Source organism: Photobacterium japonica, from assembly GCF_050337005.1.
Lineage (GTDB): Bacteria > Pseudomonadota > Gammaproteobacteria > Enterobacterales > Vibrionaceae > Photobacterium > Photobacterium japonica.
The window spans coordinates 135,162-147,805 of the sequence record NZ_JAKJSN010000012.1; the positions used below are offsets into that span (position 1 = coordinate 135,162).

Sequence of the window (12,644 nt, forward strand, 5' to 3'; positions counted from 1 at the left end):
AATTTTTATTGGCACGAAAAATGCTTTATATCGTCTATTAATGACGATTTTATAGCATTTTTTGCATTATCAGGATACACATGGATGACAACCACGCCTCGTTAGTCTCTCTGCACCAACAAGTATCGCGTTATCAGCAAGCACTGGATGTGATGCCATCAGGGGTGATCTTTCTTGATTCTGCCGGTGTGGTGTGTGACGCCAACCCAGAAGCCCTGCGTTTGCTTGGCGCACCGTTAACGGGTGTCCGTTGGTTTGATGTGATCCAGCGTGCGTTTGCTCCACGTGACGATGATGGTCATGAAGTGTCATTGCGCAATGGTCGCCGAGTCAAACTGGCGATCTCCGCTTCCAGCCGTGGTCAGCTTATTTTTATTACCGACATGACGGAAACCCGTTTATTGCAGTCGCGGATCAGTGACATGCAACGTTTGTCGTCATTAGGCCGCATGGTCGCATCATTGGCACATCAAGTGCGTACCCCGCTGTCGAGTGCCTTGTTGTACGCCGCGAATTTGTCATCCCCGAACCTGACACAGCCGACGCGTGAACGCTTTCAAACCAAGTTAGTGGACAGGCTGCATGACTTGGAAAAGCAAGTGAATGACATGCTGCTGTTTGCCAAAGGCGGTGACAATAAAGTGGTCGCGCCGTTTAGTTTGGAAACCCTGCTTAACGAGGTTGAGCGCATGGTGGAAGCCCAAGTGTTGGCGAGCCATGTGGATTTCAGCATCGACTGTGATGATGAAACGGTGACCGTGCTGGGCAATGCCAATGCGCTGGCCAGCGCGATCAGTAACCTGATCACCAATGCGATCCAAATGGCGGGCAAACAGGCGAAGATCCGCTTGCAACTGAGCGTGCAAGCGGGCTGGGTACACATTGCCGTCACTGACAATGGCCCAGGCATTGCGCCTGAGATGCAGCAAAAAATTCTCGAACCTTTCTTTACCACCCGACAGCAAGGCACAGGCCTGGGGCTCGCGGTGGTACAGATGGTGGTGCATGCGCACAAAGGCCAGCTGAATGTGACATCCACACTGGGCGAAGGCGCCACCTTTACCTTAAGCATTCCCGAAGCGGCCCCTGTCGCTTGTGCGGCTACGATCCACACCGAAGACACCACGATGGGAGTAACACCATGAACCAGAGCCGCGTATTGGTGGTTGAAGATGACGAAGGATTGCGTGAAGCCCTGATCGATACCCTTGCCTTAGCGGGGTATGACTGGTTGGAAGCCGACAGTGCCGAACAGGCCTTGCTGTTGCTTAAAGCGGAAGCGGTCGACATCGTGGTATCCGACGTGCAAATGGCCGGCATGGATGGCTTGTGTCTGCTGCGCAGCATTAAACACCACTGGCCGAAACTGCCGGTCTTGTTGATGACCGCATACGCCAACATAGAAGATGCGGTGTCTGCGATGAAAGACGGCGCGATTGATTACATGGCCAAGCCATTTGCACCCGAAGTGTTGTTGAACATGATCAGTCGCTACGCGCCCGTGAAGACCGAAATTGGCCATGCGGTAGTGGCGGACGAAAAATCGCTGAAATTACTGGCATTGGCAGAGAAAGTGGCGAAAACCGACGCCAATGTGATGGTGCTAGGGCCAAGTGGCTCAGGCAAAGAAGTGATGTCGCGTTATATTCACAGCCATTCGATGCGCCGTGAGGGGCCATTTGTGGCGATTAACTGTGCGGCGATCCCGGAAAATATGCTGGAAGCGACCCTATTCGGTTACGAAAAAGGCGCATTTACCGGCGCCGTTCAGGCCTGTCCGGGCAAGTTTGAACAAGCCCAAGGCGGCACCATTTTGCTTGATGAGATCAGCGAAATGGCGTTAAGCCTGCAAGTGAAATTATTGCGTGTCCTGCAAGAGCGAGAAGTGGAGCGTTTAGGCAGCCGCAAAAGCATCAAACTCGATGTACGGGTGCTGGCCACCAGTAACCGCGATTTGAAGCAGTACGTGAGTGAAGGTCATTTCCGCGAGGATTTGTATTACCGCCTGAATGTATTCCCACTGACATGGCCCGCCTTGGCTGAACGCCCAGGTGATATCGCCCCGTTAGCCCATTATCTGCTGGAACGCCATTGCATGAAGCAAGGCTTACCGGTACCCGCACTGGAAGCGGAAACGGTGATCAAATTGCAGCAATATGGCTGGCCGGGCAATGTGCGCGAGCTGGACAACGTGGTACAGCGTGCGTTGATTTTATGCAATGGCGCCACGATCAGTACCGGTGACATTTTGTTGGAAGGGTTGGATTGGTTGGATGCCGGTGGTTTACAGCACGCGGTGGAACAGGCCGTCTCTCCGCAGTTAGCGGTAGCACAACAGCGCGGTGAGGCCGAGCTGAGTGCGGTGGCTGTCGCGTCAGAGGCGGCGTCATTTTCTGCAGCAGGATCACCCTTTGTGCCTGCTGTCGCCGAACCGGTGACAGGCAGTGTGCCAACAGGGGGGGATGGGTTAGGAAATGAGCTGCGAGAACAAGAGTTTTCGATTATTCTAGACGCCATTCGTGCCTGTGAAGGGCGACGCAAGGATATTGCGGAAAAACTGGGGGTTAGCCCTCGAACTTTGCGATACAAATTAGCCAAGATGCGAGATGCTGGGATCGATATCTCAGTCTAGTGCGCACAATCATGCTTACCGCTGTGCCTTTGTGGTACGGCTGCACATAACCCTATGCCGAGGTAACACGCAGAATGAACATTAATGGACTCCAAGCCGAGCTGCAGGCCATGAAGCTGGAAGCAACCAATACCTCACGCCCGGCCACTGGCCAGCAGGTCAGTGCGGATTTCGGTGCTCTGTTAGGGGATGCGATTAAATCGGTGAATGGCATACAAGCACAATCGAGTGATTTGGCGACACGCTTTGATCAAGGGGATCGCAGTGTGTCCCTGTCAGATGTGATGATCGCGCGCAACAAATCCAGCGTGGCCTTTGAAGCCACCGTGCAAGTCCGTAACAAAATGGTCGAAGCATACAAAGAACTAATGAACATGCCGGTTTAATGCAGGAATACTTGAGTGTCAGATCCTTCAACTAACAACAACGAACTCGCGCTTGCGGGCAACACGTCTGCAGCGACAGTGGCCGACAATGATCTCGCCCTCCAACCGGAAGCAGAAGAGAAAAATCCGTCGCGTGTGGACAGCATGCTGGGGAATTTGGATCTTCTGCGTCAGGTGATTTTGGTGCTGTCAGTCGCGATCTGTGTGGCCTTGATCGTGTTGGTCGTGTCGTGGATCAAAGAGCCGGAAATGCGCCCATTAGGGACATATGAAACCGCTGAACTGATTCCGATTTTAGATCACTTTGACCAAAAGAAAATTGAATACGCGCTAGAAGGGAATACGCTCCGCGTGCCAGCCGATAGCTACGCCTCGGTGAAGTTAGAGCTGACCCGTGCCGGATTGAATGAACGTACCGTCGAAGGGGATGACATCTTGCTGCAAGACATGGGCTTTGGGGTCTCTCAACGTCTTGAGCAAGAACGTTTAAAGCTGAGTCGTGAGCGCCAGTTGGCCCGTGCGATTGAGCAGATCCGCCAAGTGCGCAAAGCGCAGGTGTTGCTGGCGATGCCCAAGCAAAGCGTGTTTGTGCGTCATAACCAAGAAGCCACCGCGACGGTTTTTCTGACCTTAGGAGCCAGCGGCGCGCTCGGTCAGCAAGAAGTGGATTCGATTGTCGACATGGTGGCCACGGCGGTGCCGGGGCTAAAACCCACGCGCGTGACCGTCACCGATCAGCATGGCCGCTTGCTCAGTTCCGGTACCGAAGATGCGAGTGCCACCGCGCAGCGCAAAGAGTATGAGCTTGAGCGCAAACAAGAGCAGGCGTTGCGGGAAAAAATTGATGCCATCCTGATCCCGATTTTGGGCTTGGGTAACTACACCTCGCAGGTGGATGTGGCGATGGATTTCAGTGCCGTGGAAGAAACCCATAAGCAGTACGATCCGACAACCGCGTCAACCCGCAGTGAATTCACGTTAGAAGATTATAACAACGGTAAAACCGTGGCCGGCATTCCGGGGGCGTTGAGTAACCAACCGCCATCAGACAGTGCTATCCCGCAAGATGTGGCTGAACTGCAATCGGGGAAAAGCGGCGACAATGGCTCGGTGCACCGTGAATCGACCCGTAACTTTGAATTAGACACCACTATCCGTCACAAGCGGGCACAAACCGGTACGGTGCAGCGTCAAACGGTGTCTGTGGCCATTGACTACAAGTCCGTGGTGAACCCGGAAACCGGTGAAGCGACCCGTGTGCCGATCAGTGATGCTGAGTTGATGAAAATCAGCCGCTTACTTAAAGGTGGTGTCGGTTTCTCTGATGCCCGTGGCGACATGCTGGAAGTGGTTTCGATGCCGTTTGCAGTGCCAGAGCAAGAAGCGATGGCCGATCTGCCAGTATGGGAACACCCAAGTTTCAACACCTGGGTCCGCTGGCTGGCGGCAGCACTGGTGATTGTGGTGATCATGTTGGTCTTGGTGCGTCCGGCGATGCGTAAATTACTGTACCCGAACCAAGCGGCTGACGGCACGCCGTTGGATGAACATGGCCGACCGATATTGGCGCGTGGGGACGGTGTGGAATTGTTGGGGGGTGAGCTGGATGGTGTGGATGCGCTGGAGCTGAGCAGCAACAATATGGATCTGCCGAACCTTCACCGAGATGAAGATTTATTGAAAGCGGTACGTGCATTGGTGGCCAATGAGCCGGATCTCGCCGCACAAGTTGTAAGAAGTTGGGTAAACGAAGATGGCTAATGACGTCGCAACCACAGAAACAAAAAAGTTTGATCTGGCCACACTGAGTGGGGCGGAAAAGTCCGCGATTTTGCTGCTGAGCCTCAGCGAGCAGGATGCGGCCAGTATTATTCGCCATCTTGAGCCGAAACAAGTGCAACGCGTGGGGGGCGTCATGGCCTCCATGAGCGATCTCAGCCAAGAAAAAGTCTCGGCGGTACACCGCCATTTTCTCGAAGACATTCAGAAATACACCGGGATCGGGATGGACAGCGAAGACTTCGTCCGTAATACCTTGATTGCGGCATTGGGTGAAGACAAAGCCAATAACTTGGTGGATCAAATCTTGATGGGAACCGGTTCGCGTGGCTTGGATTCCTTGAAATGGATGGATCCGCGTCAGGTGGCCAGCATCATCCATAACGAACACCCACAGATCCAAACCATTGTCTTGTCCTACCTGGATCCGGAACAGTCGGCAGAAATTCTGTCACAGTTCCCTGAGCGTGTGCGTCTGGATTTGATGATGCGAATTGCCAATCTGGAAGAAGTTCAGCCAGCAGCATTGCATGAGTTGAATGACATCATGGAGAAACAGTTTGCCGGTCAAGCCGGTGCGCAAGCGGCCAAGATGGGCGGCCTGAAGGCGGCAGCCGAAATCATGAACTACCTCGACAACAATGTTGAGGGGCTATTGATGGATCAGATCCGTGACAATGACGAAGATATGGCGACCCAAATTGAAGATCTGATGTTCGTGTTTGACAACCTGTCAGACGTGGATGATCGCGGCATTCAAATCTTGCTGCGTGATGTGCCGCAAGATCTGCTACAGAAAGCACTGAAAGGGGCGGATGACACGTTACGTGAGAAGATCCTGCGTAACATGTCTAAGCGTGCGGCAGAAATGCTGCAAGAAGACTTAGAAGCCATGGGCCCGATCCGTGTGGCGGATGTGGAAGCCGCGCAGAAAGAAATTCTGTCTGTGGCGCGTCGCTTGTCGGATGCCGGTGAAATCATGCTCACGGGAGGCGGTGCGGATGAGTTCTTATAAACCGTTGAAACGTATTCAGGTGAAGACCTTGACTCGCCCTCTGACACATAAGCAGGTGAATAATGTCTACTGATCGCCACCGCGGTTTTCTACGCGTGGCCGAACATCAAGCACAAGAGCTTGAGCGTTGGGCCTACCCCGATTACAGCGACGAGGTTGAGAGTGCGCCGGACAATGCCCTCAATTATCGCCATGACTGGCATGAGCCTGCGTTTGAAGACGAGAATGAGCCAGGGCCGCCCCCCTTAACCGCCGCCGATTTGGAGGCGATCCGCGAGTCTGCCTATGAAGAAGGGCAAACCGAAGGGCGAGCATCGGGCTATCAAGACGGTTTTGCGCAAGGCCAAACCGACGGCCTCGAACAGGGCACGGCGCAAGGACTGGAACAAGGGCTTGCGCAAGGGTTGGAACAAGGCCAGCAGCAGATCACGGAACAGGTCACGCACCTGACGCAGTTGATTGAGCAACTGGCGACACCGCTGGCACAGGTCGATAACGCGGTCGAGCAAGAGCTATTGCGCTTGGTGACTGGCCTGACCCGTGAGTTGATCCAAGTGGAGCTGAAAACCAACACCCAAGTGATTTTACAGACGTTGCGTGAAGGCATTGCAACCTTACCTGTGGCGAACCAAACCGTGATCATTCAGTTGCATCCGGATGACTTGGCGGTGGTGAAAACCGCCTACGGCGACGACAATCTGGCCGAACGCCAGTGGCGGTTGCAGGCCGAACCCGCGTTACAGCGGGGAGACTTGCAACTGCAAGCGGGCGACTCGACCGTGGATTATCAGATGGAAAGCCGGATCCGTGATGTGCTGAGCGGTTTCATCGGGCGTAACGCACAACAGGCCATGCAGGCTGAGGCTGATGCCGCACAAGAGGGCGCATTAAGCGCAGAGGCAGCCGTGACCGACCGCGAGGCGATCGCTGACGACCCGCAAGGCACTCACTAATGGCGGCGTTGGCCGCGCGTCTCGCGCGTTATCAAACGGAGAACTTGGCCCGTCGTCCGGTGGCATCGGGCCGCTTGGTTCGGGTTGTCGGGTTGACGTTAGAAGCCGTCGGGTGCCGTGCACCTGTCGGCAGTACGTGCAAAGTGGAAACCTTAACGGGTGAGATGGAAGCGGAAGTCGTCGGTTTTTCCGGTGATACCCTGTTTTTGATGCCCAGTGAGCAGTTAACCGGTGTGATGCCGGGCGCACGGGTAACCCCCGTGCTGCAAGCTGCCGGCCTACCGGTGGGGATGGAATTGCTTGGCCGCGTGATCGACGGTGTAGGTAACCCACTTGATGGCCTCGGCGAGATCTACACCGCCCAGCGCGCCGCGTTTACCGCCGATCCGATCAACCCGCTTTCTCGTAAACCGATCAAAGAGCCGCTGGATGTCGGTTTGAAAGCCGTCAACGGCCTGTTAACGGTAGGCAAAGGCCAGCGTATCGGCCTGTTTGCCGGTTCGGGTGTGGGTAAATCGGTCACCTTGGGCATGATGACCCGTGGCACCACCGCCCAAGTGGTGGTGGTAGGCCTGATTGGTGAACGTGGCCGAGAAGTGAAAGAGTTCATCGATGAAATTCTGGGGCATGAAGGCCGCCAGCGTGCGGTGGTGGTGGCGGCGCCTGCCGATGCCTCACCCATCATGCGTTTGAAAGGGTGTCAAACCGCCCTGACCGTTGCCGAGTATTTCCGTGATCAGGGGCTGGATGTGCTGCTGCTGATGGATTCATTGACCCGTTTTGCCCAAGCGCAACGTGAAATCGCCCTGTCAGTCGGGGAGCCACCGGCCACCAAAGGGTATCCGCCTTCGGTGTTTGCCAAACTGCCTGCGCTGGTAGAACGCGCCGGTAACGGCGGCGAACATCAGGGCTCAATCACCGCCTTCTTTACCGTATTGAGTGAAGGCGATGATTTACAAGATCCAATCGCTGATGCCTCGCGCGCCATTTTGGATGGTCACATTGTTCTGTCACGGGAAATGGCCGATGCCGGGCACTATCCGGCGATTGATGTGGAACGCTCGGTCAGTCGAGTGATGCCCGCCATTGTGAGCGAAGAGCACATGTTGATGGCCAAGGCTGTGCGACAGATCTTGTCGATTTGTCGCAAAAACCAAGATTTGGTGTCGATAGGAGCGTACAAGCCCGGGACTGACCAAGCCATCGACCAAGCGTTTACCTTTAAACCGCGGTTAGACGGCTATTTGCAGCAGACCATGAAAGAATCGGTGCCGTACGATATGTGCATTAATATGCTGCGTTCGGTGCTGGGCGGCTAAATCCTCTATCGCCCGCCAAGTACCGCTTGACCCCTAACGCAATATCGAGAAAAGAATGTCAAACCAAGCGCTCGCGCTGATCCTTGATCGCGCCAAAGATGACGAGCACAACGCCTCGCTGGCGCTGAGTCAGGCCCGCACGGAACGGGACAATTACTATGTCCAGTTACAGCAGATAGAACAATATCGTTTGGATTACTGCCGTCAGTTGTCGGAACGGGGACAGCAAGGCTTAACCGCCAGCTCCTACGGGCATTTACAGAAGTTTCTAAATCAACTCGACGAAACCCTCACCAAACAAAAACAAGCCGCCAGCCAGTTTGACTTTCAGGTTGAGCAGTGCAGCGACCACTGGAATGAAATGCGTAAAAAGCGCCGTTCCATTGAGTGGCTGCTGGAGAAAAAACAAACGGAACGTCAGCAGTTTCTCGATCGACAAGAACAGAAAATGCTCGATGAGTTTGCTACGTTGCAGTTTGCCCGCCGGATGACAGCGAAACGCTGACCCTGCTAACCGATAGATGGTTTGATTTTTGCATGGATGCTTACCTTGAGAGAGACAGTCAGCCGTCTGACGGTTGGGTGTTGGCCTGATTGATGAGTTCCTGAGTTGCTATGATGTTTTCGCGTTTGTTTACCTCTGATCCTGCTTCTGCCGCCCCGGTGAGCCGAACGACCTTGTCGTCGACGGCGCGTGCCGTCAGTGAGGCAGGGAGCGATGACTTTTCCCACTCGCTTGCGGATGCCGTTGAGCCTACCGCGCGTCAGCCTGTCGATAGTGCATCACACGGTTCGTCGGTGAACGACAAGCACGCCAAACGCACGAACAATACCGATAAGACTTCTGAGCACGCGCTTTCCGCTGCGGTAGATGCTGCGGTGATTGAGGAAGGCGGTGAAGCCGCTGGTGGGAAGAGCGTCGAGAAGACCGCCGAAAAAGAGGCGGCCTCGTTGTCTTCAGCGACAACAGATGGCGATGTTGGTGACTCGGTCGACGTTATGGCGGGTGATAACAGCCCAACGAGCGACACTGATGGCACATTGTCTGCCGACAATACCAGCGTGGCTGTCGATAGCCAGCAAGCGATGCAAGAGGGCGATGCTTTTTTGCAAGAGATGGCACAGTACCAGCGTCAATTGACCGCGGGTTCCGATGATACTGATGTGACGGCCTCTGCCAGTACGGAAGACGAGGCAGGCAAAATGTTGCCGCTTTCCTCTCAATACACCTCAAAGGGTGAGGCCGTGGTCGAGGGGGGGATTGATGACGAAAGCGCTGAGGCAGCAAGTACTGACGTAGAAAGTGTTGAAGTAGAAAATACTGACGTAGAAAGTGCAGAAAGTGCAGAAAGTGCAGAAAGTGTAAAGAGTGAAGCCAAGGGCACGCCGGTTTGGTCGGCGGTCTTTGCCCCAACAACGCAACATGGCGGGGGAACGGAGACATCGGTAGAGGGCGAGAACATGATGCAAAGCGCTGATAGTCAGCGAGCGGCATCGGCCTTTACACAAGCACAGATGGTCGCGGGAACTCCCGCTTCATCGGCCTCGATCGCCGATGAGATGCAGCGTGATAGCCAGACGCGCGGCATGCCCATTGATCTCACCAGCACCATGGCGGGCGACACCGGTGACATGCCCCTCGGGCTTGATACGCTTGCAACCGCAGACAGTGCTGATGGTGCAGACGGTGCGAGCGGCATGAATGGTGACAATGCGGCACTGTTTACGACAGCGGCCACTGGTGGCAGTGAGCAAGAGACAAAAGCCTTATTGGCCGCATTCGGGGGGGATGATGCGGCAGAAGGCGTGCGTGCGGCACACACCGCTTCCCCGATGCAGGCCGCGCAAACACGATTAACGGATCCGGCGTCCGCGAATACTCAACCGCCGTTGTTACTGACGCAGGCGCAAGGCGGGGATGAGTTAGCCGATCGCTTGCAAATGATGCTGTCGAAAAACCTTAAACACGTCGATATTCGCCTTGATCCACCGGAATTAGGGCGCTTACAGATCCGATTATCCATCAATAACGATCAGGCCAGTGTGCAGTTTACCGCGGCAAACCCGCAGACCCGTGAATTGATTGAACAAGCGATGCCACGTCTGCGTGAATTATTGAGTCAGCAAGGGGTGCAGCTCGCGCAAACCTCGGTGCAACAAGAAAGCAGCCGTCAGTTTACCGGCCAGCAAAGCCAGCATGATCAGGCTCAACAAGGGCAAGGCAATGGTCAGGGGAATGGTCAGGGGAATGGCCGTCAGGGTGACGCATCCGGAGCAGGCGCTTTACCGGGAGAACACGGCAATGATGTCATGAGCCCGCAGGACTTTTGGCTGTCACAAGCCAAGCCGGGTGTCGACTATTACGCCTAGTGGAAACAAGGGGGACTCTGCTACTATGGCGCCCCCAAAATAGATACTGATAATTTAAACATCAAGCCGTAATCACGGACACAGTTAAGGAATAACAGCAATGGCTGAGGACTCAAACGCAAGTAGCAAGAAAAAACGCCTGATGTTGATTGTTGGCGTCGTGCTACTGCTGGTGGGCGGCGGGGCAGGCGCGTGGTGGATGTTTGGCAATGAGGCGACACCCGCGGCGATTAGCCCGACGGTCAGTACCTTGCCAGCGACGACCACGCCGGTGGTAGAGCCTGCGTATTACGTGATTTTACCGCAGCCGTTTATTTTCAATGTGACGGGTGACCGACGGGATCGCTTGGTGCAAGTCAAAGTACAACTGTTGGTGCGTGGCGAGCGCAATGAAGCGACGGCGAACCAACACGTTCCGTTAGTGGAAAGTACGTTGCTGCAAACCTTTGGTGCCGCGACCGTGGAACAATTAAGAGCCCCTGGTGGCCGTGCGGATTTGCGCACGTATGCCCTCAAGGCAGTGCAAGATGCACTGGTGAAAGTATCTGGCCGTCCTGTGGTAGAGCGGGTGCTCTTCACAGGCTTTGTCATGCAATAGGTTGACCGTGAGTGATTTATTAACCCAAGACGAAATCGATGCCCTTTTACACGGGGTCGATGACGGCGACGATGACGACGATGACATTGGCCGTGGTAGTAACAATGGCGGCAGTGTTATCTCGTTTGATTTCTCCTCTCAGGACCGTATCGTCCGTGGGCGGATGCCAACCCTTGAATTGATCAATGAACGCTTTGCCCGTCATATGCGCATCAGCTTGTTTAACATGCTGCGCAAAACGGCGGAAGTGTCGATCAACGGGGTGCAGATGATCAAATTTGGTGAATACCAAAATACCCTGTATGTGCCGACCAGTTTGAACATGGTACGTTTTCGCCCGTTAAAAGGCACCGCACTGATCACCATGGAAGCCCGCTTGGTCTTTATCTTGGTGGAAAACTTCTTTGGCGGTGATGGGCGTTTCCACGCCAAAATCGAAGGCCGAGAGTTTACGCCCACAGAGCGCCGCATTGTTCAGATGCTGCTGAAGCTGGTGTTTGAAGATTACCGCGAAGCGTGGTCACCGGTGATGGGGGTGGAGTTTGAATACCTCGACTCGGAAGTGAACCCGACCATGGCCAACATCGTCAGCCCGACGGAAGTGATTGTCGTGAGTTCGTTCCACATCGAAGTGGATGGCGGCGGCGGTGATTTTCATGTGGTGATGCCGTATTCCATGGTGGAGCCGATCCGCGAATTGCTTGATGCCGGTGTGCAGAGTGACAAGATGGATACCGACGTGCGCTGGAGCAAAGCGCTGCGTGACGAAATCATGGATGTGCCGGTGAATATGCGCGCCAAGCTGTTGGATGTGACGTTGACCTTACGCGATTTGATGGAGTTGCAACCGGGGGACGTGATCCCGATTGATATGCCGGAAGCTGCCACCGTGTTTGTTGAAGACCTGCCGACCTATCGCGCCAAAATGGGCAAGTCGGGCGACAATATCGCACTGAAAATTACTGATAAATTAAAACGTCCGGATATGGTGAAAAGCGATTTGGCTTTCCTTGATCGGGATGAATTAGGGACAGCGCTGCTGAACCTGCATAACGAAGACAGCAATAACTAAGGACGCCAGTCCAAAGAGGTAGAAACATGTCTAATGACCAACAAATGGCCGATGATTGGGCGGCGGCACTGGCCGAGCAAGCGTTGGACGAAAGCACGCACTTGGCACCCTTGGAAGAGTTAACGGATGAACCGTCACCGATCGGTGAGGATGAGCGCCGTAAGCTCGACACGATCCTTGATATTCCGGTGACCATTTCAATGGAAGTGGGGCGTACCCAAATCAGCATCCGTAACCTGCTGCAATTGAACCAAGGGTCGGTGGTCGAGCTGGATCGTGTGGCCGGTGAATCACTGGATGTACTGGTCAACGGCACCTTGATTGCCCACGGTGAAGTCGTGGTGGTCAATGACAAATTCGGGATCCGCTTGACGGATGTGATCAGTCAAACCGAACGTATCAAGAAGCTGCGCTAACATGGCTACCGGACCGGAATTAAACCTTGCCACCACCTTTGCCGCGTTAATCGTGGTGTTGATGGTGATCGTCTTGCTGGCATGGTTGATCAAACGCATGAAGT

General features: G+C 54.5%; 11 protein-coding genes and 2 pseudogenes. All 13 read left to right on the top strand.

Annotation, left to right across the window (positions count from 1 at the left end):
- Positions 1-80 precede the first annotated feature (80 nt).
- The 13 genes and pseudogenes from L4C36_RS05005 (at position 81) to fliN (ending at position 12,540) form a co-directional block, all read left to right on the top strand.
- A complete protein-coding gene (locus L4C36_RS05005) occupies positions 81-1,145 on the top strand; it encodes a sensor histidine kinase (protein WP_428476690.1) in 1,065 nt (354 codons plus the stop codon).
- Positions 1,142-2,303 (top strand): annotated as a pseudogene (locus tag L4C36_RS05010) (sigma-54-dependent transcriptional regulator); the annotation flags it as partial. The gene L4C36_RS05005 and the pseudogene L4C36_RS05010, both read left to right, overlap by 4 nt.
- Before the next feature lie 161 nt (positions 2,304-2,464).
- Positions 2,465-2,632, top strand: a pseudogene (locus L4C36_RS05015) (helix-turn-helix domain-containing protein); the annotation flags it as partial.
- Between the two features lie 74 nt (positions 2,633-2,706).
- Positions 2,707-3,018 carry a flagellar hook-basal body complex protein FliE gene (gene fliE / locus L4C36_RS05020; protein ID WP_428476691.1) on the top strand — a complete coding sequence of 104 codons (312 nt, stop codon included), beginning with the start codon at positions 2,707-2,709 and terminating at the stop codon, positions 3,016-3,018.
- Positions 3,019-3,033: 15 nt separating this feature from the next.
- Positions 3,034-4,779, top strand: a complete 1,746-nt coding sequence (fliF, locus tag L4C36_RS05025) for a flagellar basal-body MS-ring/collar protein FliF (RefSeq protein WP_428476692.1) — start codon at positions 3,034-3,036, stop codon at positions 4,777-4,779.
- A complete protein-coding gene (gene fliG / locus L4C36_RS05030; protein ID WP_428476693.1) occupies positions 4,772-5,812 on the top strand; it encodes a flagellar motor switch protein FliG in 1,041 nt (346 codons plus the stop codon). Before fliF ends, fliG begins: the two co-directional genes overlap by 8 nt.
- A gap of 62 nt (positions 5,813-5,874) precedes the next feature.
- Entirely contained in the window at positions 5,875-6,765 is an 891-nt protein-coding gene (gene fliH, locus L4C36_RS05035) for a flagellar assembly protein FliH (protein ID WP_428476694.1), read from the top strand.
- Positions 6,765-8,084, top strand: a complete 1,320-nt coding sequence (gene fliI, locus L4C36_RS05040) for a flagellar protein export ATPase FliI (RefSeq protein ID WP_428476695.1) — start codon at positions 6,765-6,767, stop codon at positions 8,082-8,084. The genes fliH and fliI overlap by 1 nt, the downstream gene beginning before the upstream one ends.
- 55 nt (positions 8,085-8,139) lie before the next feature.
- Positions 8,140-8,589: a flagellar export protein FliJ gene (fliJ, locus tag L4C36_RS05045; RefSeq protein WP_428476696.1), complete on the top strand. Its 450-nt coding sequence runs from the start codon at positions 8,140-8,142 to the stop codon at positions 8,587-8,589.
- Positions 8,590-8,699: 110 nt separating this feature from the next.
- On the top strand, positions 8,700-10,454 hold the full coding sequence (locus L4C36_RS05050) for a flagellar hook-length control protein FliK (RefSeq protein ID WP_428476697.1): 1,755 nt from the start codon (positions 8,700-8,702) through the stop codon (positions 10,452-10,454).
- Positions 10,455-10,554: 100 nt separating this feature from the next.
- A complete protein-coding gene (fliL, locus tag L4C36_RS05055) occupies positions 10,555-11,052 on the top strand; it encodes a flagellar basal body-associated protein FliL (RefSeq protein WP_428476698.1) in 498 nt (165 codons plus the stop codon).
- Between the two features lie 7 nt (positions 11,053-11,059).
- Positions 11,060-12,124, top strand: coding sequence for a flagellar motor switch protein FliM (gene fliM, locus L4C36_RS05060; RefSeq protein WP_428476699.1), 1,065 nt, complete (start codon positions 11,060-11,062; stop codon positions 12,122-12,124).
- 26 nt (positions 12,125-12,150) lie between these two features.
- Positions 12,151-12,540, top strand: coding sequence for a flagellar motor switch protein FliN (gene fliN / locus L4C36_RS05065; RefSeq protein WP_428476700.1), 390 nt, complete (start codon positions 12,151-12,153; stop codon positions 12,538-12,540).
- Positions 12,541-12,644: the final 104 nt, after the last annotated feature.

Coding starts and splice junctions, on each gene's coding strand:
- fliH (WP_428476694.1), top strand. CDS start 5,875: ATGTCTACTGATCGCCACCGCGGTTTTCTACGCGTGGCCGAACATCAA.
- L4C36_RS05050 (WP_428476697.1), top strand. CDS start 8,700: ATGATGTTTTCGCGTTTGTTTACCTCTGATCCTGCTTCTGCCGCCCCG.
- fliG (WP_428476693.1), top strand. CDS start 4,772: ATGGCTAATGACGTCGCAACCACAGAAACAAAAAAGTTTGATCTGGCC.
- fliL (WP_428476698.1), top strand. CDS start 10,555: ATGGCTGAGGACTCAAACGCAAGTAGCAAGAAAAAACGCCTGATGTTG.
- fliE (WP_428476691.1), top strand. CDS start 2,707: ATGAACATTAATGGACTCCAAGCCGAGCTGCAGGCCATGAAGCTGGAA.
- fliI (WP_428476695.1), top strand. CDS start 6,765: ATGGCGGCGTTGGCCGCGCGTCTCGCGCGTTATCAAACGGAGAACTTG.
- fliJ (WP_428476696.1), top strand. CDS start 8,140: ATGTCAAACCAAGCGCTCGCGCTGATCCTTGATCGCGCCAAAGATGAC.
- L4C36_RS05005 (WP_428476690.1), top strand. CDS start 81: ATGGATGACAACCACGCCTCGTTAGTCTCTCTGCACCAACAAGTATCG.
- fliN (WP_428476700.1), top strand. CDS start 12,151: ATGTCTAATGACCAACAAATGGCCGATGATTGGGCGGCGGCACTGGCC.